Source organism: Allobosea sp. R86505 (genome assembly GCF_042466375.1).
GTDB lineage: Bacteria > Pseudomonadota > Alphaproteobacteria > Rhizobiales > Beijerinckiaceae > Allobosea.
Map to the genome: position 1 here is coordinate 4264668 of NZ_JAXHPY010000001.1, position 20698 is coordinate 4285365.

General features: G+C 67.9%; 19 protein-coding genes, 1 pseudogene and 2 riboswitches. Of the genes and pseudogenes, 14 read left to right on the forward strand and 6 right to left on the reverse strand.

The annotated features are described in order from the left end of the window. Window positions 1-4 precede the first annotated feature (4 nt). The 6 genes from gcvPB to SJY11_RS20630 all read right to left on the reverse strand — a co-directional run bounded on the left by gcvPB (window position 5) and on the right by SJY11_RS20630 (window position 6160). Window positions 5-1579, reverse strand: a complete 1575-nt coding sequence (gene gcvPB, locus SJY11_RS20605) for an aminomethyl-transferring glycine dehydrogenase subunit GcvPB (protein ID WP_376988605.1) — start codon at window positions 1577-1579, stop codon at window positions 5-7. Continuing rightward, window positions 1579-2919, reverse strand: coding sequence for an aminomethyl-transferring glycine dehydrogenase subunit GcvPA (gene gcvPA / locus SJY11_RS20610; RefSeq protein WP_376988606.1), 1341 nt, complete (start codon window positions 2917-2919; stop codon window positions 1579-1581). Before gcvPA ends, gcvPB begins: the two co-directional genes overlap by 1 nt. A 173-nt stretch (window positions 2920-3092) precedes the next feature. Then, entirely contained in the window at window positions 3093-3467 is a 375-nt protein-coding gene (gene gcvH, locus SJY11_RS20615; protein WP_192642509.1) for a glycine cleavage system protein GcvH, read from the reverse strand. A gap of 36 nt (window positions 3468-3503) precedes the next feature. Next, a complete protein-coding gene (gcvT, locus tag SJY11_RS20620) occupies window positions 3504-4661 on the reverse strand; it encodes a glycine cleavage system aminomethyltransferase GcvT (RefSeq protein WP_376988607.1) in 1158 nt (385 codons plus the stop codon). Window positions 4662-4712: 51 nt separating this feature from the next. Beyond that, window positions 4713-4823, reverse strand: a riboswitch (glycine riboswitch). Further along, window positions 4824-4930, reverse strand: a riboswitch (glycine riboswitch). Between the two features lie 112 nt (window positions 4931-5042). Continuing rightward, entirely contained in the window at window positions 5043-5654 is a 612-nt protein-coding gene (locus tag SJY11_RS20625) for a hypothetical protein (protein ID WP_376988608.1), read from the reverse strand. Beyond that, complete coding sequence (locus tag SJY11_RS20630) at window positions 5651-6160, reverse strand: invasion associated locus B family protein (RefSeq protein ID WP_305691195.1); 510 nt, start codon at window positions 6158-6160, stop codon at window positions 5651-5653. Before SJY11_RS20630 ends, SJY11_RS20625 begins: the two co-directional genes overlap by 4 nt. 411 nt (window positions 6161-6571) lie before the next feature. Here SJY11_RS20630 and coxB point away from each other — a divergent pair, with 411 nt between their 5' ends. The 14 genes and pseudogenes from coxB to SJY11_RS20700 all read left to right on the forward strand — a co-directional run bounded on the left by coxB (window position 6572) and on the right by SJY11_RS20700 (window position 20694). Further along, the gene (coxB, locus tag SJY11_RS20635; protein WP_376988609.1) at window positions 6572-7453 is read left to right on the forward strand and encodes a cytochrome c oxidase subunit II; all 882 of its coding nucleotides are present in this window, start codon (window positions 6572-6574) and stop codon (window positions 7451-7453) included. A 90-nt stretch (window positions 7454-7543) separates the two neighbouring features. Beyond that, complete coding sequence (ctaD, locus tag SJY11_RS20640) at window positions 7544-9175, forward strand: cytochrome c oxidase subunit I (protein ID WP_376988610.1); 1632 nt, start codon at window positions 7544-7546, stop codon at window positions 9173-9175. 142 nt (window positions 9176-9317) lie between these two features. Beyond that, on the forward strand, window positions 9318-10265 hold the full coding sequence (locus SJY11_RS20645) for a heme o synthase (RefSeq protein ID WP_376988611.1): 948 nt from the start codon (window positions 9318-9320) through the stop codon (window positions 10263-10265). Beyond that, complete coding sequence (locus tag SJY11_RS20650) at window positions 10262-10435, forward strand: hypothetical protein (protein ID WP_376988612.1); 174 nt, start codon at window positions 10262-10264, stop codon at window positions 10433-10435. Before SJY11_RS20645 ends, SJY11_RS20650 begins: the two co-directional genes overlap by 4 nt. Then, window positions 10435-11049 (forward strand): cytochrome c oxidase assembly protein, encoded by a 615-nt coding sequence (locus SJY11_RS20655; protein WP_376988613.1) that lies wholly within the window; start codon window positions 10435-10437, stop codon window positions 11047-11049. The genes SJY11_RS20650 and SJY11_RS20655 overlap by 1 nt, the downstream gene beginning before the upstream one ends. A 49-nt stretch (window positions 11050-11098) precedes the next feature. Further along, window positions 11099-11956, forward strand: coding sequence for a cytochrome c oxidase subunit 3 (locus SJY11_RS20660; protein ID WP_376988614.1), 858 nt, complete (start codon window positions 11099-11101; stop codon window positions 11954-11956). 64 nt (window positions 11957-12020) lie between these two features. Then, window positions 12021-12395 carry a DUF983 domain-containing protein gene (locus SJY11_RS20665; RefSeq protein ID WP_376988615.1) on the forward strand — a complete coding sequence of 125 codons (375 nt, stop codon included), beginning with the start codon at window positions 12021-12023 and terminating at the stop codon, window positions 12393-12395. Then, window positions 12392-13168 carry an SURF1 family protein gene (locus tag SJY11_RS20670; RefSeq protein ID WP_376988616.1) on the forward strand — a complete coding sequence of 259 codons (777 nt, stop codon included), beginning with the start codon at window positions 12392-12394 and terminating at the stop codon, window positions 13166-13168. Before SJY11_RS20665 ends, SJY11_RS20670 begins: the two co-directional genes overlap by 4 nt. 261 nt (window positions 13169-13429) lie before the next feature. After that, a pseudogene (gene thrC, locus SJY11_RS20675) lies at window positions 13430-14846 on the forward strand (threonine synthase). Further along, complete coding sequence (locus SJY11_RS20680; RefSeq protein ID WP_376988617.1) at window positions 14843-16192, forward strand: M16 family metallopeptidase; 1350 nt, start codon at window positions 14843-14845, stop codon at window positions 16190-16192. Before thrC ends, SJY11_RS20680 begins: the two are co-directional and overlap by 4 nt. Window positions 16193-16196: 4 nt before the next feature. Beyond that, entirely contained in the window at window positions 16197-16796 is a 600-nt protein-coding gene (locus SJY11_RS20685) for a GNAT family N-acetyltransferase (RefSeq protein ID WP_326907854.1), read from the forward strand. An 86-nt stretch (window positions 16797-16882) separates the two neighbouring features. Continuing rightward, window positions 16883-19825 carry an EAL domain-containing protein gene (locus SJY11_RS20690; RefSeq protein WP_376988618.1) on the forward strand — a complete coding sequence of 981 codons (2943 nt, stop codon included), beginning with the start codon at window positions 16883-16885 and terminating at the stop codon, window positions 19823-19825. A gap of 60 nt (window positions 19826-19885) precedes the next feature. Next, window positions 19886-20107: a hypothetical protein gene (locus tag SJY11_RS20695; protein ID WP_376988619.1), complete on the forward strand. Its 222-nt coding sequence runs from the start codon at window positions 19886-19888 to the stop codon at window positions 20105-20107. Then, complete coding sequence (locus SJY11_RS20700; RefSeq protein ID WP_376988620.1) at window positions 20104-20694, forward strand: Fic/DOC family protein; 591 nt, start codon at window positions 20104-20106, stop codon at window positions 20692-20694. The genes SJY11_RS20695 and SJY11_RS20700 overlap by 4 nt, the downstream gene beginning before the upstream one ends. Window positions 20695-20698 lie beyond the last annotated feature (4 nt).

The window sequence follows — 20698 nt, forward strand, 5'->3', positions numbered from 1 at the left end:
CCCCCTACTCGGCCGCCTCCGCCAGCGGCGCCGGGGCGACCCACTTCAGCACCGGCTGACGCGCGGCCCGGGTCTCGTCGAGGCGGCGCAGCGGGGCGTGGTGCGGGGCACCGGTGAAGCGCTCCTTGTCGTTACCCTTGGCGGCCATGGCGAGGTCGCGCAGCGTCGCGATGAAGAGGTTGAGCGAGGCCTTGGATTCCGACTCGGTCGGCTCGATCAGCATGGCGCCGTGGACCACGAGCGGGAAATACACCGTCATGGGGTGATAGCCCTCGTCGATCATCGCCTTGGCGAAATCCAACGTGGTGACGCCGGTGCCCTTCAGCCACTCATCGTCGAACAGCGCCTCGTGCATCGAGGGATGGTCGGGGAAGGGCAGCGACATCAGGTCCGAGAGGCCGGCGCGTATGTAGTTGGCGTTGAGGACCGCATCCTCCGAGGCCTGCTTCATGCCGTCCGAACCATGGCTGAGCATGTAGGTGAGCGCGCGGACATACATCCCCATCTGGCCGTGGAAGGCGGTCATGCGGCCGAAGGGCTGGTTGCCTTCCGGCGCATCAGCAGCGTTCTCGACCAGGCGCGGCTTGCCACCCTCGACATGGATGAAGGGCACCGGCGCGAAGGGCGCCAGCCGCTCCGACAGCACGACCGGGCCCGAGCCCGGGCCGCCACCGCCATGAGGCGTCGAGAAGGTCTTGTGCAGGTTGATGTGCATCGCGTCGACACCAAGATCACCCGGCCGGGCCTTGCCGACGATGGCGTTGAAATTGGCGCCGTCGCAGTAGAAATATGCGCCGGCTTCGTGCATCGCGGCGGCGATCTCGACGATCTGCGGCTCGAAGATGCCACAGGTGTTAGGGTTGGTCAGCATGATCGCGGCGATGTCGGGGCCAAGCAGGGCCTTGACGTCCTCGACCGCGACGGTGCCGTCGGGCCGCGCCGGGACCGAGCGCACCGAGAAACCGATCAGCGCCGCGGTCGCCGGATTGGTGCCATGCGCCGATTCGGGGACGAGCACGACATTGCGGGTCGCACCCTCGCCCTTGGCGGCGATGGCGGCCTTGATCGCCATCATGCCGCAGGCCTCGCCATGGGCACCGGCCTTCGGCGACAGCGCCACGGCCGGCATGCCGGTCAGCGTCATCAGGTAGTGCGAGAGCTCGAGCATGACCTCGAGCGCGCCCGGCACGGTCGAGACCGGCTGGAGGGGATGCACGTCGGAGAAGCCGGGCATGCGCGCCGTCTTCTCGTTGAGGCGGGCATTGTGCTTCATCGTGCAGGAGCCGAGCGGAAAGAGCCCGGTGTCGATGCCGTAGTTTTTTTGGCTGAGGCGCACATAGTGGCGCATAGCCTCGGGCTCGGAGAGGCCGGGCAGGCCGATCTCGCCCTTGCGGGCGTGGCTGCCGAGGCGGCTCTTGAACGGAGCCGGCGCGTCGATGTCGACGCCGGTCATCTCGAGGCGGCCGATTTCGAAGATCAGCGGCTCGATCTGCTGCAGCGCGCGGTTGCCGGTGAAGGTGGCGTGCGGCTCATGGGCGGACACGGTGCCCTGGGTGGGACGTCCCTGACGGTTCAGCATCACAGCACCTCCGCGAGCGCCGCCACGAAGGCCGCCCGATCCTCGTTCGTGTTGACTTCGGTCGAAGCGACCAGGAGCAGGTCGTCGAGCCCCGCCTGCGGCAGCAGGCGCGAGACCGGCACGCCGCCGAGAATGCCCTTGGCTGCGAGCGCCTCGACCACCGCGGCCGCGGGCCTGGGCAGCTTCACGGTGAACTCGTTGAAGAAGCTCTCGTTAAGCACCGTGACGCCCTTCACCCCGGCCAGCGCGTCGGCGAGCGCCACGGCGTTGGCGTGATTGACCTCGGCGAGGCGCTGGAGCCCCGCCTGGCCGAGCAGCGTCATATGGATGGTGAAGGCCAGGCAGCAGAGGCCGGAATTGGTGCAGATGTTCGAGGTCGCCTTGTCGCGGCGGATATGCTGCTCGCGCGTCGAGAGCGTCAGCACGAAGCCGCGCTGGCCGGCGGCATCGACCGTCTCGCCGCAGAGCCGGCCCGGCATCTGGCGGATGTATTTCGACTTGGCCGCGAAGAGCCCGACATAGGGCCCGCCGAAGTTCAGGGCGTTGCCGATCGACTGGCCCTCGCCGACGACGATGTCGGCGTCCTGCGCGCCCGGCGGCTCGATGGCGCCCAGCGATACGACCTCGGTGAAGACCGCGATCAGCAGCGCGCCATGGGCATGGGCCTTGGCGGCGATCGGCCTGAGGTCGCGCAGATTGCCGAAGACATCGGGATTCTGGACGACGACGCAGGAGGTCTCTTCGTCGATCCGGCTGAGGATGTCCTCGCCCGCCGTGACGTCCGGCGGCATCGTGACGACCTGGTCATTGGCCATCTCGGAGAGGGTGCGCACCACCTGCGCGTAATGCGGATGCAGGCCGCCCGACAGCACGGCCTTTTTGCGCTTGGTGACGCGGTGCGCCATCAGCACGGCCTCGCCAGTGCCGGTCGAGCCGTCATACATCGAGGCGTTGGCGACCTCCATGCCGGTCAGCGCCGCGACCTGCGTCTGGAACTCGAAGAGGTACTGAAGCGTGCCTTGGGCGATCTCGGGCTGGTAGGGCGTGTAGCTGGTCAGGAATTCCGAGCGCTGGATCAGATGGTCCACCGTCGCCGGGACATGGTGCTTGTAGGCACCGGCGCCGACGAAGAAGGGCACCGAGGAGGCCGCGACGTTGCGGGCGGACATCTTCGCCATGATGCGCTCGACCTCGAGCTCGCCCCTGGCACGCGGCAGATCGACGGGCGCCTTCAGCAGCTTGTCGGCCGGCACGTCGGAAAACAGGGCATCGACATCGGCGACGCCGATGCGGGCGAGCATGTCCTCGCGGTCGGTGTCGGTCAGGGGGAGATAGCGCATGGGAAATGTCCGTTGTCGGTTTTGGGGCGACCGTGTCGGCTCAACCCTCCCCGTCATCCCGGGCTTGTCCCGGGATCCATCGAAGGGCCCATCCTGATCGAGATTGGCGCTCTACGATGGGTCCCGGAGCAGCGCGGCTGCGCCGCTTGTCCGGGATGACGGGGAGGTTCGGCTCACAGCGTCTTGAGGTAGTTCTGGTACTCGGCCTCGCTCATCAGGCCCTCCAGCTCGGCTGCGTCCTTGAGCTTGAGCTTCAGGAACCAGCCCTTGCCGGAGGGATCCTCGTTGACCGTGCCGGGCGCGCCTTCGAGCTCGCTGTTGACGGCCACGACCTCGCCGGAGACCGGCGCATAGACCTCGGAGGCCGCCTTGACGCTCTCGACCACGGCCGCCTCGCCACCCTTGGAGACAGCCTTGCCGAGCGCGGGAAGCTCGACGAAGACGACGTCGCCGAGCTGGCCCTGGGCGAAATCGGTGATGCCGACGATGCCGGTATCGCCCTCGATGCGGATGTATTCGTGGTCCTTGGTGTAGCGGGTCTCGGACATGAGTTCAGTCTCCGGAAACAGAAAACGGGATGAGGGTCAGCGCTTGTAGCCGTTGGGGACGAAGGGCATCGCCGCCACGACGGCCGGCAGCGGCTTGCCGCGCACGATCAGGTGGAGCGGGGTGCCCGGCGCGCTGTGGGCCTTGGCGACATAGCCCATGGCGCAGGGGGCGTTCAGCGTCGGGCCGAAGCCGCCGGAGGTGACCTTGCCGACGATCTCGCCCTCGGGGGTGGCGATCTCCGCCCCCTCGCGCGCCGGGGCCCGGCCTTCCGGCAGCAGGCCGACGCGGACGCGCGAGACGCCCTCGGCGAATTCGCGCTGGATGCGGGCGGCGCCGGGGAAGCCGCCTTCCTCGCGGCGGCGCTTCTGGATCGACCAGGTCAGCGCGGCCTCGACCGGAGAGGTCGTGGTGTCGATGTCGTGGCCGTAGAGGCAGAGGCCGGCTTCCAGACGCAGCGAATCACGTGCGCCGAGGCCGATCGGCTTCACCGTGGCGTCGAGCAGCAGCGTGTCCCAGATCTCGCCGATCTTGCCGGCGGCGGCCGAAATCTCGTAGCCGTCCTCGCCGGTGTAGCCGGAGCGGCTGACATTGGCCTTGATGCCGGCGACCTTCATCGTGCGCGAGGTCATGAAGGCCATCTCGCGGGCCTCGGGGGCAATCGCGGCCAGCGCGGCTTCGGCCGCCGGGCCCTGGATCGCGATCAGGCCGCGATGCTCGGCGCGGATCAGCTTCACATTGGCGGGCAGGCGCGCCTCGATATGGGCGTAGTCTTGCGTCTTGCAGGCGGCGTTGACGACGAGATAGAGCGCGCCGTCCTCGTCGGGATCGATGGAGCGCGTCACCATTAGATCGTCGAGGATGCCGCCCTCCTCGTTGAGGAGCTGCGAGTAGCGCTGCTTGCCCAGCGCGAGATTGACGATGTCGGCGGGAATCAGCGCCTCGAGGGCGCGGGCGACCGTCTCGTGGTCGGGGCCGACCAGGAAGCACTGGCCCATATGCGAGACGTCGAACAGGCCGGCCTTTTCGCGCGTCCAGTTGTGCTCGGTCAGGATGCCTGTCGGGTACTGGACCGGCATGTCGTAGCCGGCGAAGGGAACCATGCGGGCGCCGAGCGCCACATGGCGGGCATGAAGCGGGGTCTTGAGTACGACGGCCTCGGGCGAAGCCCCGGCATCGGCAACAGCGGCATCCATCGACGGCCCCTTCCAGAGTCGAGCGCAGGCCCCGGACGGATGTGTCCGGAACGCGCCCCCTCTGTCTTGGAACCTGAGAGATTTCCCCGAGCCGGCCTAAAGGCGCCGGACAGGTTACACCCGTCGGTGGACGGGGTTGCCCCCGCCGCTTTCCAGAGTGCCAGTTCCCACGCGGTCCGTTTGCCTGAGCGTTTCCGGGGCGGTTGCGCCTTCGGCGCCGGAACTGGACTTAAACGTCGTCCAGACCCGGTCTCTTCCGCGGGGATGTTGCGGCTGTCGGCACAGATACAAGACGACGCGGCTTAGTCAATCGCGGGGCTGCCTTCTTAACAGGCAACCCACGCGACTCTTTGCAGCGGCAGGGACGCCCCGGCTTGCCGCTCAGCGCCGACGCGACCGGGCCGGCGTTGCCGAGCCGCCGCCGAGGCCGACGATGATCTCGACGTCGCCGCTGCCGGCGGGAACGACGATGCCGTCCTCGACATGGGAGAAGTCGGTGCCGCCCTGGCCGACGCCGACCGTGCCGCCGACGCGGGCGGTCCGGCGGGCGAGCTGGGTGGTGCCGCGGGTGACCAGCGTCGTCAGCGTGGCGCCGTAATTGCCGGGGCCGCCGGCGGGGCCGAGCAGCACTCGCCCCTCGACGCCGACCTTGAGCCGGAAGCCGCCATTGCCGGTCGGCGTGCATTCGCGCGCGACGTTCAGGATCGAGATCTGATGGCGCAGGCTCCCGCTATCCTGGCCGGACTGGGCCCGAACGGCCGCCCCGCCATCGGCGATGATCACCTCCGGGCAGATCAGCCGCTCATCCTCCTCGTCCTTCGGCAGTTGGTCGGCCGGCGGAGGCGTCGTCGACTGGAACATCACGACGTTGCCGAACGTCTGCATCGCGCTCGGCTGGCCCGAGGAGGATCCTGACGAACCGCAGCCGGCGAGGCCGAGGCAAAGGAACGGCAGGGCCAGCAGGCTCGGCCGACGGAAAAGCGCATCACTCACGGCAGGGTCTCCACGCCGGGGCCAAAGCCGTTGAGGGAGACAGGAACGCCCACCCCCTCTTCCGGCGTCTGAAACACGATGAAGGTGGCGCTCTTGCCGCCCTTGAGCTGCCCGAGCAGCGTATCGTCCATGACCACCTCGGCGACGCAGCCCGTGGTCAGGCAGCGTACGAAACCGGCCCGGCCGATATCCTTGTCGTCGATCTTGAGTCCGAGACCGGAGGGCAGCAACACACCGAGCGGCGCGACGACCCGCAGGAGCCGGCTCTTCTGGTCGGCAGTCTTCAACACGATCACGAGAAGGGTCAGATTCGGCCGGTCCTCGGCCGCGACGTTCTGGACGAGGGCGCATTGCTCGGTCTTGGCGCCGGGCGGCACCTCGCAGCGCATCTGCCAGTCGCCATGCGTCGACTTGACCGCGCCCTGCGCCGCGGCGGGGCCGGCGGCCAGACCGATGCCGGCCAGCGCGAGGGCCGCCGCGCAGACAGGTCCGATGATCTTGCCCATCCCTGCGATACCTCCAAACCGGCGGCAGACGCCGCCTGTGCCATCGAAAACCCGTTCGCGCCTGTCGAATACGGGGATTCGGGCGGAATGCCGACCCCTGCGAGGCCGGGTCCGCCGCACTTTAACGATCGACTGCGTTGGGACCATGCAGGCCCGGCCCTGTCAAGGCGCGCGGACGAGATGGCCGGAGGCGCGGCCGTCCCGCTCGCGCGATTATGCCGCACGGCCTGCACCGGGGGCCTGCATTGCCCCTCTGGCGCAAGCGCGATGTTTGATTTATCGCAATCCCGAAGAGCAAGGCGGCCTCGCGGCCGCACTCGCCACGCATGGGCCACGGCCTGCGACGGGCGCCCTCAGGGACGCAAGCCGCAGACTCCGATGCGGGGCATGATGAGGAGCGACGTCGGATCGATGCGATTTCTGAGCAGGACCCTAGCCACCGTGGCCGCATCGGCCCTCGCCGCCTCGGCGGCGCTGCTTCCGGAGGCCGCTCTGGCGGGAACCGGCATGCCGAGCCCCTGGCAGCTCAACCTCCAGGGCTCCGCAACCGAGGTCGCCGCCTATATCCGCTGGTTCAGCGACTGGCTGAACGTGATCATCTTCGCGATCACGATTTTCGTGCTGGGGCTGCTGGTTTACGTCTGCTGGCGCTTCAGCGAGAAGGCCAACCCGACGCCTTCCAAGACCACGCACAATGCCTTTCTGGAAGTGGCGTGGACGGTCATTCCCGTCCTGATTCTCGTGGTCATCGCCATTCCCTCCTTCCGGCTGCTGAAGCTGCAGCTCGAGGTGCCGCCTTCCGACATCACCGTGAAGGTGACCGGCAAGCAGTGGTACTGGTCCTATGAGTATCCGCAGGATGGCGGCGCCTTCGGCTTCGACTCGCTGATGCTCGACGAGAAGCAGCGCGCCGAGGCGATCGCCGGCAACAAGATCGCGGCCGCTGAGGCGCCGCGTCTGCTCGCCGTGGACAACGAGGCGGTCGTGCCGGTCGGCAAGATCGTGCGCGTGCAGGTCACCGCCGCCGATGTGATCCACAAGTTCACCGTGCCGTCCTTCGGCGTGAAGATCGACGCGATTCCCGGTCGTCTGAACGAGACCTGGTTCAAGGCCGACCGCGAGGGCATCTATTACGGCCAGTGCTCCTTCATCTGCGGCCAGAACCACGCCTACATGCCGATCGCGTTCCGCGTCGTCAGCCAGGAGCGCTATGCGGCCTGGCTCGCCGAATCGAAGCAGAAATTCGCCAATGCCGCCGATGCCGGCAGCAAGGTCGCCGCAGCCGGCCAGTAAGGCTCCGCCATTTTCCGCGGGCCATACGGCCCGCGAACCACCCGATCTGACGACTGTCGCGAAGCGATTTCGCACGAGGAGACCAAGGCGATGGCAACAGCGGCTCCGCACGCTCCCGCCCACGGACATCACGAAGACGCCCATGCCCACCCGACCGGGTGGCGCCGCTGGCTGATGTCGACCAACCACAAGGACATCGGCACGCTCTACCTGATCTTCTCGATCATGGCGGGCCTGGTCGGCGGCTTCCTCTCGATCATGATGCGCATCGAGCTGCAGCAGCCCGGCCTGCAGATCTTCGCCAACGGCCAGAGCTACAACGTCTTCGTCACCGGCCACGGCCTCATCATGATCTTCTTCATGGTCATGCCCGCGGTCATCGGCGGCTTCGGCAACTGGTTCGTGCCGCTGATGATCGGCGCGCCGGACATGGCCTTCCCACGCATGAACAACATCTCGTTCTGGCTGACGGTCGCCGCCTTCGTGCTGCTGATCATGTCGATGTTCATGGAAGGCGCTCCCGGCGCCCATGGCGTCGGCACGGGGTGGACGATCTACCCGCCGTTCTCTTCGACCGGCCATCCTGGCCCGGCTGTCGATTTCGGCATCTTCGCGCTGCACCTGGCGGGTGCCGCCTCGATCCTCGGCGCGATCAACTTCATCACCACCATCCTCAACATGCGCGCGCCGGGCATGACGCTGCACAAGATGCCGCTCTTCGCCTGGGGTGTGCTGGTGACGGCGTTCCTGCTGCTGCTCGCCCTGCCGGTTCTGGCGGGCGCGATCACCATGCTGCTGACCGACCGCAACTTCGGCACGACCTTCTACGATCCCGCCGGCGGCGGTGACCCGATCCTGTACCAGCATCTGTTCTGGTTCTTCGGGCACCCCGAGGTGTACATCATGATCCTGCCGGCCTTCGGCATCATCAGCCACATCATCTCGACCTTCTCGAAGAAGCCGATCTTCGGCTATCTCGGCATGGCCTACGCCATGGTCGCGATCGGCGTCGTCGGCTTCATCGTGTGGGCGCACCACATGTACACCGCCGGCCTCTCGCTCAACACGCAGCGCTATTTCGTGTTCGCGACGATGGTCATCGCGGTGCCGACCGGCATCAAGATCTTCTCCTGGATCGCGACGATGTGGGGCGGCTCGATCCGCTTCACCGCGCCGATGATCTGGGCGATCGGCTTCATCTTCCTGTTCACCGTCGGCGGCGTCACTGGTGTCGTGCTGGCCAATGCCGGCGTCGACCGCTCGCTGCACGCGACATACTACGTCGTGGCGCATTTCCACTACGTGCTGTCGCTCGGCGCCGTGTTCGGCATCTTCGCGGGCTTCTATTACTGGTTCCCGAAGATGAGCGGCTACATCATCCCGGACTGGATCGGAAAGCTGCATTTCTGGGTGGCGTTCTTCGGATCGAACCTGCTGTTCTTCCCGCAGCACTTTCTCGGGCTGGCCGGCATGCCGCGTCACTATGTGGACTATCCGGACGCCTTCGCGGGATGGCATTTCTGGTCGTCGATCGGCTCCTACATCTTTGCCGGCGGTCTGCTGATCTTCTTCTACGGTCTGTATGTCGCATTCACCCGCAAGGAACTCGCCGGCGACAACCCGTGGGGCGAGGGCGCGACGACGCTGGAGTGGACCCTGTCCTCGCCGCCGCCCTTCCATCAGTTCGAGACGCTGCCGCGCATCAGCGGTTCGGACCACTAAAGACAACAGGCGGCGGGCCTCTCACAGCCCGCCGCCGCCCTTCCCCCGAGCGCCTTCAAGGGCGTTACGGCGACGGGCGGCCCCTGCCGCAGAACTTTCCGAGCGCGCAGCCGCGCTTCCGAGGACCGAAACGACAAAACCGATGTCTGCAGCCTTCGAAACCCGCACCGACGGCGTTGCCCTGACCTCGACCGGCGAGGCGCGCGATTTCTTCGCGCTGCTGAAGCCGCGGGTGATGTCGCTCGTCGTGATCACCGCCATGGCCGGCATGGCGACGGCGCCGGGCTCGGTGCATCCGGTGATCGCGTTCGCCTCGCTGCTGGCGATCGCGGTCGGCGCCGGCGCCTCGGGCTGCCTCAACATGTGGTATGACGCCGACATCGACCAGCTGATGTCGCGCACCGCCAAGCGCCCGATCCCGTCCGGCCGGGTGCTGCCCTCGGAAGCGCTGGCCTTCGGGCTGACGCTGTCGATCGGCTCGGTGCTCGTGCTCGGCCTCGTCGCCAATCTGCTGGCAGCGGCGATGCTGGCCTTCACGATCTTCTTCTACGCCGTCGTCTATTCGATGTGGCTGAAGCGCTGGACGCCGCAGAACATCGTCATCGGCGGTGCGGCCGGTGCCTTCCCGCCGATGATCGGCGAGGCCGTCGTCACCGGCGATCTCGGCCTCCATTCGATCGTGCTGTTTGCGATCATCTTCCTGTGGACGCCCCCTCATTTCTGGGCGCTCGCCCTGGTCAAGGCGGCCGATTACGGCCGCGCCGGCATCCCGATGATGCCGAACGTCGCCGGCCCGGCCGCGACGCGCCGCCAGATCGTGCTGTACACGCTGCTGATGGCGCCCGTCGCCGTGCTGCCGGCGCTGATGGGCTTCGCGGGTCTGGCCTATCTCGTCGTCTCCGTGGCGAGCGGGCTGGCAATGATCGTGCTGTCGGTCCGCGTCTGGCGCCGGACCGAGGGCGAGGCCGCCACCAAGGCCTGCTGGTCGCTGTTCGGCTTCTCGATCCTCTATCTCTTCGGCCTGTTCGCCGTGCTGCTCGTGGAAAACGGGCTCGGCCTGATGTGGGCGCTGCCCAAGGTGATCGGATGAGCGGGCCGCCGAAATCCCCCGAGGCGCCCGCCGCCTTCTCGCCGGAGGACATGGCCCGCCGGCGGCGCCGCTCGATCGCGCTGGCGCTGGTTCTGGGCGGTCTCGTCGTGTTCTTCTTCGTCGTCACGCTGGTGAAGACCGGCCCCGCCATTCTCAACAGGCCGCTGTGATGAACAAGCCCGCCTCCGCTCCGCAACGCCCCCAGAACCTCGGCCGCACCGCGCTGATCTGTACCGGCGTGGTGATGGGCATGACGGGCCTCTCCTTCGCGGCCGTGCCGCTCTACGACATGTTCTGCCGCGCGACCGGCTTCGGCGGGACGCCGAAGATCGGCACCGCCGCCGCCGGCACGATCCTCGACCGGACGATGTCGGTGCGCTTCGACGCGAATGTCGCCCCTGGGCTCGGCTGGAAGTTCGAGGCCGAGAGCCCCGAGATCAAGCTTCGGGTCGGCGAGACCAAGACGGTGTTCTACAAGATCACCAACCGCACCGACCGGCCGACGACGGGCATCGCGAGCTACAACATCGCCCCCGACAAGGGCGCAGCGTTCTTCGTCAAGATCCAGTGCTTCTGCTTCACCGAGCACACGCTGCAGCCGGGCGAGAGCCTCGAGGCGCCGGTGGTGTTCTATATCGACCCGGAGATCGCCGATCAGCGCGAGCTCGACGGGCTGAAGGCGATCACGCTGTCCTACACCTATTTCGCCTCCAAGTCGGGACAGCCGCTCGCCCAGGGCGCGAGCGCGCCCGCCAAGGGTGACGCGGGCACATCGAATCTGTAGACACAGGCGCAGAAACAAGCGCTGCACAAGCCGGACGCGGAGATTTTAGATGGCCGGGGCCCATACCAAGAACCACGATTACCACCTCGTCGATCCGAGCCCGTGGCCTCTCGTCGGCGCGACCAGCGCGACGGTCATGGCGACGGGCGCCGTGATGTGGATGAAGGCGATGACGCTGGGCGGCATGACGCTCGGCCCGCTCGTCTTCGGAATCGGCACGCTCGGCGTGCTCTACACCATGCTCGCCTGGTGGATGGACGTGGTCCGCGAGGCGGAGAAGGAGGGGCATCACACCCGCGTGGTGCAGATGCATCACCGCTACGGCATGCTGATGTTCATCGCCTCCGAGGTGATGTTCTTCGTCGCCTGGTTCTGGGCCTTCTTCGACGCCAGCCTCTTCGCGGGCGAGGCGATCAACTACACCCGCAAGGAGTTCACCGGCGGCGTCTGGCCCCCGACGGGCATCCAGACCTTCGACCCCTGGCATCTGCCGCTGCTCAACACGCTGATCCTGCTGACCTCGGGCACGACGGTGACCTGGGCGCATCACGCGCTGATCCACAACGACCGCAAGGGCCTCAAGCAGGGCCTGTGGCTGACTGTGATCCTCGGCGTCCTGTTCACGATCTGCCAGGTCTACGAGTACTCGCACGCCGCCTTCGCCTTCAGCGGCCACATCTATGGCGCGACCTTCTTCATGGCGACGGGCTTCCACGGCGCGCATGTGGTGATCGGCACGATCTTCCTGGCGGTCTGCCTGTACCGGGCCTATCTTGGCCACTTCAAGCCGCAGCAGCATCTCGGCTTCGAGTTCGCCGCCTGGTACTGGCACTTCGTCGACGTCGTCTGGCTGTTCCTCTTCGCCGCGATCTATGTCTGGGCGGCGGGCACGCCCGGCGCTCACTGAGCCCGCGCAGCCGACAGTTCTTGAAAGGCGGCCTCGGCCGCCTTTCGCTTTTCAGGAGGCCGCCATGGCCGACGACCACGTCCATCTGCCCTCGCCCTATTCGACCGGCCTCGCCGGCCGCTGCCCGCGCTGCGGCGAGGGCAAGCTGTTCGAGGGCTTCCTCAAGGTGCGGCCACGCTGCGCGGCATGCGGCCTCGACTACAGCTTCGCCGATTCGGCCGACGGGCCGGCGGTGTTCATCATGCTGATCGCGGGCTTCGCGGTGCTGGGCGCGGCGCTCTATATTGAGATCGCCTATGAGCCGCCGATCTGGGTTCACATGATGATCTGGCTGCCGCTGGCGGTGATCGTCTGTCTCGCCCTGTTGCGGCCGATGAAGGGGCTCGCCGTCTCGCTGCAATATGTCCACAAGGCGCAGGAAGGCAGGCGCGAGACGTGAGCGAAACCTCTCCCCCCTCCCCGCAGGAGGCCCGCCCGCGCCTGCTCTGGCCGGCGCTGCTCTCAATTCTGGGCGTCGCCATCCTGTGCACGCTGGGCTCCTGGCAGATCGCGCGGATGAGCGAGAAGCGCGTCTTCATCGACCGGCTCGCCGCCCAGGCCGCCGGCGCGCCCGCCGCCATGCCGGCCACCGCGAGCTGGCCATCGCTGGACCCCGCCGCGCTCGACCTGACGCGGGTGAGCGCCAGCGGCCGCTTCATCGACGGGCCCTTCGCCGGGGTCCGCACCACCATTGCCGCCGGGGAGCGCGGCACGCGCCAGCTCGCCGGCTTCGGCCGCTGGATCTTCCAGGGGTTCCGTCTCAATGATGGCGGCGTCATCCTGGTCAATCGCGGCTTCGTCCCGGAAGGCAGACTCGGCGAGATCAAGCCGGCCTCGGGCCCTGCGACCGTCACCGGCTTCCTGCGCGCGCCGGAAGGCCGCGGCTCCTTTACGCCGGCCGACCTGCCCGCCAATCGCGAATTCTACACCCGCGACCCCGCCGCCATCGCCGCCTCGCTCGGCTTGGGGGCGGTCGCGCCGTTCTATCTCGAGGCCGAGCGCCAGGGCGACGGGCTGACGCCCCCGGCCGGCGTCGATGCGAAGGAGCTGATCGCGCGCATTCCCGACAACCACCTCTCCTATGCGCTGACCTGGTTCGGGCTGGCACTGACGCTGATCGGGGTGTTTGCGGCGTTTGCCTGGCAGGGGCGCAGGAAGGACGATGCGGTTTGAGGGGAATGGACCGGGTCATCCATTCGGCCGTCATTCTGGCCAAACGGCGAAGGCGCGCAGGCTGGGATCCATCATAAGGCCGCGGCGGCGCCCCATGATGGATCCCGGTCGACCTTCGGTCGCCCAGGATGACGGGGTGGGTTGAGGCTGCGTCGCGTGAACTGATGGGCCTCAGCCGTGTTCAATGCTTTGCCCTCGCCGCCCGGCGGGCCTATAGCTGTCCCACGCCGACATCACGCCAGATCACCGAGACAAGACGCCGTGCTGCATGTGTCCACCCGCGGGGAGGCTCCCGCCCTCTCCTTCTCCGATGCGCTGCTGGCCGGGCTCGCCCGCGATGGCGGACTTTATGTGCCCAAGGCTTGGCCGACGCTGACGCCAGACGAGATCGCCGGCTTTTCAGGCCGCAGCTATGCCGACGTCGCCGAGCGGATCATCGGCGCGCTGGCCGATGGCGATGTCGAGGGGTCGGCGCTGTCGGCGATGATCACGGAGGCCTATGCCACCTTCCGGCACCCGGCCGTCTGCCCGCTCAACCAGATCGGCGACAATCTCTTCGTTCTGGAGCTGTTCCACGGGCCGACGCTCGCCTTCAAGGATGTGGCGATGCAGCTGCTCGGGCGGCTGATGGACCATGTGCTGAAGCTGCGCGGCGAGCGCGCCACCATCGTCGGCGCGACCTCGGGCGATACCGGCGGGGCGGCGATCGACGCCTTCAAGGGCCTCGAGCGGGTCGACGTCTTCATCCTCTATCCGCAGGGCCGCGTCTCGGACGTGCAGCGCCGGCAGATGACGACGGTCGAAGCCGACAACGTCCATGCGGTCGCGGTCGAGGGCACCTTCGACGACTGCCAGAACCTGGTGAAGGCGCTGTTCAACCACCACGCCTTCCGCGACGAGATCGGCCTGTCGGGCGTGAACTCGATCAACTGGGCCCGCATCGCGGCACAGGTGGTCTATTACTTCACCTCGGCCGTCTCGCTCGGCGCGCCCGGCCGCAAGGTGTCTTTCGCTGTGCCGACGGGGAATTTCGGCGACGTGCTGGCGGGTTACGTCGCCAAGCGGATGGGGCTGCCGGTTCGAGCGGCTGCTGATCGGCACCAACAGCAACGACATTCTGGCGCGCACGCTCGCCAGCGGCGCCTATGAGATGAAGGGCGTGCACGCCACGACCTCGCCCTCGATGGACATTCAGATTTCCTCGAATTTCGAGCGGCTGCTGTTCGAGGTGCATGGCCGGGACGGTGCGGCCGTGCGGCGGCTGATGCAGTCCCTCCAGCAATCGGGGCGCTTCGAGATCGCAGCCGAGCCACTGGCCGCCATCCGCGCCGAGTTCGACGCCGTCGGCATCGACGAGGCGGCGACCTCGGCCGAGATCGGCCGGACCTGGCGCGAGGCCGGCTATCTGCTCGATCCGCATACGGCGGTCGGCGTCGCGGCGGCGCGGGGCGGGCTCGCGCGCGATCCGGCGACGCCGATGGTCGTGCTCGGCACCGCCCATCCCGCCAAGTTCCCCGCCGCGGTGAAGCAGGCCAGCGGCGAGACCCCGGCACTGCCGGCCCATCTTGCCGATCTGATGGAGCGGGAAGAACGCTTCACGCTGCTGCCCAACGATCAGGGCGCGATCGAGGCCTTCGTGCGCGCCAAGGCGCGGGCCGTGCGGAGCGCCGCGGCATGAGCGCGGAGATGAGCGCGGCGGGCCCGGACGAGACCGGAGAGGTCGTGGCGAGCGGGACGCGCGGCGCGCACGACCCCTCCGTCGGCCTGACCACGCTGCCGTCTGGCCTGCGGATCGTCTCGCAGCGCATGGACCATGCCGCGACCGTCTCGCTCGGCATCTGGATCGGCGCGGGCTCGCGCGACGAGCTGCCCCATGAGCACGGCCTCGCCCATCTGCTCGAGCACATGGCTTTCAAGGGCACGGCGCGGCGCAGCGCGCTGGAGATCGCCGAGGAGATCGAGAGCGTCGGCGGCGATCTCAACGCCGCGACCTCGGTCGAATACACCTGCTACACCGCCCGCGTGCTCGGCTCCGACCTGCCGCTGGCGGTCGACATCCTCTCGGACATCCTCACCGCCTCCTCGCTCACCGAGGAGGAGCTGAAGCGCGAGAAGGGCGTGATCCTGCAGGAGATCGGCGCCGTGCAGGATACGCCGGACGATCTCGTCTATGACCGCTTCCTGCAGGCGGCGTTTCCCGACCAGCCACTGGGCCGGCCGATCCTGGGCACCGCCAAGACGGTGAAGAGCTTCACGCCGGACGCGATTCGCGCCTATCTCGCGCGCCATTACCATGCCGGCAACATGGTGCTGGCGGCGTCGGGCGCGGTGGATCACGACGAACTGGTGGCACTGGCGCAGAAACATCTCGCCGCCCTGCCCGCCAGCCCCGCGACCCTCCCCTTGCGCGAGGAGGGCCACTATCGCGGCGGCGAGGCCCGCGTCGGCAGCGACGAGGAGCAGGTCCATCTCGTGCTCGGTTTTCCCGGCCAGGCTTTCAAGGACGGCGCGCACTACCCGCTGCAGATCTTCTCCTCGGTGCTGGGCGGCGGGCTGTCCTCGCGGCTGTTCCAGGAGGTGCGCGAGAAGCGCGGCCTCGCCTATGCGATCGACGCCTTCCACTGGCCCTTCTCCGATTGCGGCGTCTTCGGCATCGGGGCCGGGACGGCGCCGGAGGATGTCGGCGAGCTGATCGAGGTTGCGCTTTCCTGCCTGCGGCAGGCGGCGGAGGACACGACGGAAGCCGAGGTCGCGCGTGCGCGGGCACAGATGAAGGTCGGGCTTTTGGCCTCGCTGGAGAGCCCCGGCGGTAAGCTCGACCAGATGGCGCGGCAGGTGCTGCTCTTCGGCCGGGCGATCCCGCGCGAGGAGCTGGCGGCACGGCTCGATGCGGTCACACTGGAGGATGTGCGGGCGGCGGGTCGCTCGCTGCTCGGTCACCAGCCGACGGTAGCCGCGGTCGGCCCGCTCAAGGGCCTGCCGCCTGCCAAGGCGCTCAAACACGCGGCGCGGGCGGGCGCGTGACACCATGGCGCTGTTCCGCTTCTCGACCGAGCCGCCGACACGCCCGCTGATCCGGACCTCGAACCTGATCCTGCGCGCGCCGCAGGCCGGCGACTACGCCGCATGGTCGCTGCTGCGGATGGAGAGCCGGGACTTCCTGACGCCCTGGGAGCCGGTCTGGAACGAGGACGACCTGACGCGGACCTCCTTCCGCCTGCGGGTCAAGCGCGCAGCGCGCGAGATCGCCGCCGACGAGGCCTATTCGCTGTTCGTGATCGATGCCCGCACCGACGCGCTGCTGGGTGGGCTGACGCTCGGGCTGGTGCGGCGCGGCGTCGCCCAGGCCTGCACGCTCGGCTACTGGATGGGCGCGCGCCATGCCGGCAAGGGCCATATGAGCGAGGCCGTGCGCGGCGCGCTGCGCTTCGCCTTCCAGGACCTGGCGCTTCACCGCGTCGAGGCGGCCTGCCTGCCCAGCAACGAGCCCTCGCGCCGCCTGCTCGAACGCGTCGGATTCCGACATGAGGGGCTGGCCCGCTCCTATCTCCGCATCAACGGCGCCTGGGCCGACCATCTGCTCTACGCCGCGCTCGCCAGCGACCGGCTGCCGGGCGAGGGACGATGAGCCGGAGCGGCGAAGGCTGGGGAGGCCGCACCCGCCATGCCTTGCCCTCGCCACGAGCCGCCGATAGGACTGGCTCCCGACGCCGCATGACCGTTCCCCGTTCCAGATACGAGCGCAGCTTGACCCTCACCGACCGATGCCTCCGCTTCGGCCTCGCCGTCGCCGGGCTCGCGCTCTGGTTCGTTCTCGCTGCCGCCAGCCCGGCCGCGGCGGTGGAAGCGGTGCGCGTGCCCGTCGATGCGCCGGTGCTCGACCTGACCAGCATCGTCGAGCGCAACAAGTCCGATGGCGACGTCATCCAGATTTCGACCGCGCCGGGACCGGACGGCATCGTGCGCCGCATCGCGGTGCGCGCCCGCGAATCGGGCGCGCGACCGGACTGGATCGTCTTCGCGCTGACCAATGATTCCGACGAGCAGATCGACCGGCTGCTGGTCGCGCCCTTCCATAGGCTGATCGGCTCGGGCGTGATCTGGCCTGATCTCGGCGACAAGCGCATCGAGGCCGTGACCGCCAGCCAGGGCCTCAGCCCCGAGCGCGAGGCCAGCCCCGATGCCGACGTCTTCCTCATCACGCTCGACCCCGGTACGACGGTGACCTTCGTCGCCGAGCTGAAATCCCCGAACCTGCCGCAGCTCTATCTCTACGAGCAGGAAGCCTATCGCCAGAAGACCAACGGGCTGACCCTCTACAAGGGCATCATCATCGGCATCGCCGGCCTGCTGGCGCTGTTCCTGACGATCATCTTCGTCGTCAAGGGTGCGGTGATCTTTCCCGCCGCGGCGGCGCTGGCCTGGGCGGTTCTGGCCTATGCTGGCCTCGATTTCGGCTTCTTCCAGCGCATCTTCCCGCTGACGCCGGCGATCGAGCGCATCTACCGCGCCGGTGCCGAGGTGGTGCTCGCGGCGACGCTGCTCGTCTTCCTCTTCGCCTATCTCAACCTGGCGCGCTGGCATGTGCGCTACAGCCACGTCACCATCGTCTGGATGCTGGGGCTGGCGGCGCTGGTCGGGCTGGCCGTCGTCGACGCGCCGATGGCGTCGGGCATCGCGCGCATCTCGATTGCCGCCGTGGCGGCGGTCGGCTTCGTGCTGATCCTGCATCTGGCCACCCATGGCTATGAGCGGGCGGTGATGCTGATCCCGACCTGGTTCCTGCTCGCGGTCTGGGTGACGGCGGCGGGCTTTACCGTGACCGGCCAGTTCCAGCGCGATCTCGTTGCGCCGGCCCTGCTGGGCGGGCTGGTGCTGATCGTGCTGCTGATCGGCTTCACCGTCATCCAGCACGCCTTTGCCGGCAGCGGCCTGTCGCAGGGGCTGGTCTCGGATACCGAGCGGCGGGCGCTGGCGTTGTCGGGCTCGGGCGACCTCGTCTTCGACTGGGATGTCAGCGCCGACAAGATCTTCGTCTCGCCGCAGATCGAGACGCTGCTGGGCCTGCCGCGCGGCGCGCTCGAAGGCTCCGCCTCGCGCTGGTTCGAGCACATGCATGTCGCCGACCGCGACCGGTATCGTGTCTCGCTCGATGCCGTGCTGGAACAGCGCCGCGGCAAGCTCAATCCCGATCTGCGGCTGCGGGCCGCCGGCGGCAACTATCACTGGTTCAATCTCAAGGCGCGGCCGGTGATCGGCTCCGACGGCGAAGTGGTCCGGGTCATCGGCACGCTCGCCGACGTCACCGAGCAGCGCACGGCGCAGGAGCGCATGCTGCACGACGCCGTGCACGACAACCTCACCGGCCTGCCCAACCGCAAGCTGTTCCAGGACCGACTATCGGCTGTCTTTGGCTTCTGCCGCGCCGATGAGAGCATCCGGCCGACGGTGCTGGTCATCGACATCGACCGCTTCAAGCAGGTCAACGAATTGGTCGGCTTCTCCGCCGGCGACTCGATCCTGCTGACGCTGGCGCGGCGGCTCGGCCGGCTGCTGCGGGCGCAGGACACGTTGGCGCGGATCGGCGGCGACACCTTCGCGATGATCCTGGTCTCAGAGCGCGACCCCGAGCGCATCCTGGCGCTGGCGGAACTGGTGCGCCGGGCCGTCTCCACGCCGATCACCTTCGCCGAGCGCGAGATCCTGCTGACGCCTTCGATCGGCCTCGCTTTGTTCGATCCGGCGCCGGCGGCGCGCAAGGACGACGCGCTGAAGAACGCCGAACTCGCTATGGCCCACGCCAAACGCCAGGGCGGCAACAAGATCGAGGTCTTCGTGCCGGCGATGCGGACCGACCGCAACGACCGGTTGGCGCTGGAGAGCGATCTGAGGCGGGCGATCGAGCGCGGCGAGATTCAGGTGATGTACCAGCCGATCGTCCGGCTGGAGGACCGCACCATCGCCGGTTTCGAGGCGCTGGTGCGCTGGGACCATCCGCGCGAGGGGCGGCTGATGCCGGCGGACTTCCTCGCCATTGCCGAAGAGACGGGGCTGATCGTCGATCTCGGGGTCTATGTGATGGACCGCACGGCGCGCGAACTCGAGGCCTGGCAGGCGGCGCTCGACGTCGATCCTCCGATTTTCGCCAGCGTCAACGTGTCGAGCCGGCAGTTGCTGCGGCATGATCTTCTGCATGACGTGAAGACGGTGCTGTCGCGGCGGCGTATCCTGCCCGGAACGCTCAAGCTCGAGATCACCGAGAGCCTGGTGATGGAGAACCCGGAATATGCCGCGCAGATGCTCTCGCGCATCCGCGACCTCGGCGCCGGCCTGTCGCTCGACGATTTCGGCACGGGCTATTCGTCCCTGTCCTATCTGCAGCGCTTCCCCTTCGACACGATCAAGATCGACCAGAGCTTCGTGCGCCAGATGGGCAACGGCAAGCCGCCGGTGATCCTGCGCTCGATCGTGCAACTCGCCGCCGATCTGCGCATGGACGTGGTGGCCGAAGGCGCCGAGACGGAGTCGGATGCCATCGAGCTCTACCAGCTCGGCTGCCAGTACGCGCAGGGCTACATCTTCGGCCAGCCGATGAGTGCAGCCGAGGCGCGCCGGCTGATGGGCGCGGCGGCGGCGAGTTCGAGCGAGGCGGCTTGAACTGGTGCGCACGCCTGTCGCCGATGGCCCTCAAAGGCCTGATCTGCTAAGATGGTGACCATGGATCACGCACCGGATCGATTGACAGAGGCGGACGCCGAACGCGCACGCGAGCGGCGGCTGGTCGCGATGCACCTCCAGGCGATCGAGGACAATCCACTCGATTCCGCCGATGTGGCGATGTTCGAGATGTTCGAGCGCGAAGGCTGGTCGCCGGACAGGCGGCGGGCCTATATCCGCGATCAGGCGGCCAAAGCGCACGCCGCCGTCGCGGCGGAATGAGCGACCCGGTTTACTGTTATCCGCCCGACCACAGGGTGCTGAAGAACAAGCTTGGTCTGACCGACCCTTTCGCCCTCGACCGTTACGAAAGACGCTCGGTCGTCCAGCGGATCGAGGAAGGCACACCCAGGGGCGATTTCGATCTCGCTCATCTGCGCGCCATCCACCGGCATCTCTTCCAGGACGTCTACGACTGGGCCGGCGAGCTTCGAACGGTCGAGATCGCCAAGGGCGGCAACCCCTTCCAGTTCCGGCAATACATCGGCACGGGAATGGCCGATGTTCACAGGCGCATCGTCGCGGCGGGGTACCTTCGCAATCTGTCGGCGCGCGCCTTCGCCGACAAGGCCGGCGAAATCATCGGCGACATCAACTATGTCCACCCGTTTCGCGAGGGGAATGGCCGGACGCAGGCGCTCTATCTTGAGGCTGTCGCCCGACAGGCCGGCCATCCGATCGAACTGACCCGTGTCGTCCGCGAGAGCTGGATGGAGGCGTCGAAAGCCGCACATGCAGGGCGGTATGGGCCATTTGCCGACTGCATCCACGCGGCGCTTGTGTCGGAATCCGACAGACGGCGGCCGTAGACGG

What these genes read in the sequence shown, in the direction of transcription:
- SJY11_RS20660 (WP_376988614.1), top strand. Translation starts at nt 11,099, where the DNA reads ATGGCCGGGGCCCATACCAAGAACCACGATTACCACCTCGTCGATCCG.
- SJY11_RS20690 (WP_376988618.1), top strand. Translation starts at nt 16,883, where the DNA reads ATGACCGTTCCCCGTTCCAGATACGAGCGCAGCTTGACCCTCACCGAC.
- SJY11_RS20695 (WP_376988619.1), top strand. Translation starts at nt 19,886, where the DNA reads ATGGATCACGCACCGGATCGATTGACAGAGGCGGACGCCGAACGCGCA.
- SJY11_RS20700 (WP_376988620.1), top strand. Translation starts at nt 20,104, where the DNA reads ATGAGCGACCCGGTTTACTGTTATCCGCCCGACCACAGGGTGCTGAAG.
- ctaD (WP_376988610.1), top strand. Translation starts at nt 7,544, where the DNA reads ATGGCAACAGCGGCTCCGCACGCTCCCGCCCACGGACATCACGAAGAC.
- gcvPB (WP_376988605.1), bottom strand. Translation starts at nt 1,579, where the DNA reads ATGCTGAACCGTCAGGGACGTCCCACCCAGGGCACCGTGTCCGCCCAT.
- SJY11_RS20655 (WP_376988613.1), top strand. Translation starts at nt 10,435, where the DNA reads ATGAACAAGCCCGCCTCCGCTCCGCAACGCCCCCAGAACCTCGGCCGC.
- SJY11_RS20650 (WP_376988612.1), top strand. Translation starts at nt 10,262, where the DNA reads ATGAGCGGGCCGCCGAAATCCCCCGAGGCGCCCGCCGCCTTCTCGCCG.
- SJY11_RS20645 (WP_376988611.1), top strand. Translation starts at nt 9,318, where the DNA reads ATGTCTGCAGCCTTCGAAACCCGCACCGACGGCGTTGCCCTGACCTCG.
- gcvPA (WP_376988606.1), bottom strand. Translation starts at nt 2,919, where the DNA reads ATGCGCTATCTCCCCCTGACCGACACCGACCGCGAGGACATGCTCGCC.
- gcvH (WP_192642509.1), bottom strand. Translation starts at nt 3,467, where the DNA reads ATGTCCGAGACCCGCTACACCAAGGACCACGAATACATCCGCATCGAG.
- SJY11_RS20630 (WP_305691195.1), bottom strand. Translation starts at nt 6,160, where the DNA reads ATGGGCAAGATCATCGGACCTGTCTGCGCGGCGGCCCTCGCGCTGGCC.
- SJY11_RS20680 (WP_376988617.1), top strand. Translation starts at nt 14,843, where the DNA reads ATGAGCGCGGAGATGAGCGCGGCGGGCCCGGACGAGACCGGAGAGGTC.
- SJY11_RS20685 (WP_326907854.1), top strand. Translation starts at nt 16,197, where the DNA reads ATGGCGCTGTTCCGCTTCTCGACCGAGCCGCCGACACGCCCGCTGATC.
- gcvT (WP_376988607.1), bottom strand. Translation starts at nt 4,661, where the DNA reads ATGGATGCCGCTGTTGCCGATGCCGGGGCTTCGCCCGAGGCCGTCGTA.
- coxB (WP_376988609.1), top strand. Translation starts at nt 6,572, where the DNA reads ATGCGATTTCTGAGCAGGACCCTAGCCACCGTGGCCGCATCGGCCCTC.
- SJY11_RS20665 (WP_376988615.1), top strand. Translation starts at nt 12,021, where the DNA reads ATGGCCGACGACCACGTCCATCTGCCCTCGCCCTATTCGACCGGCCTC.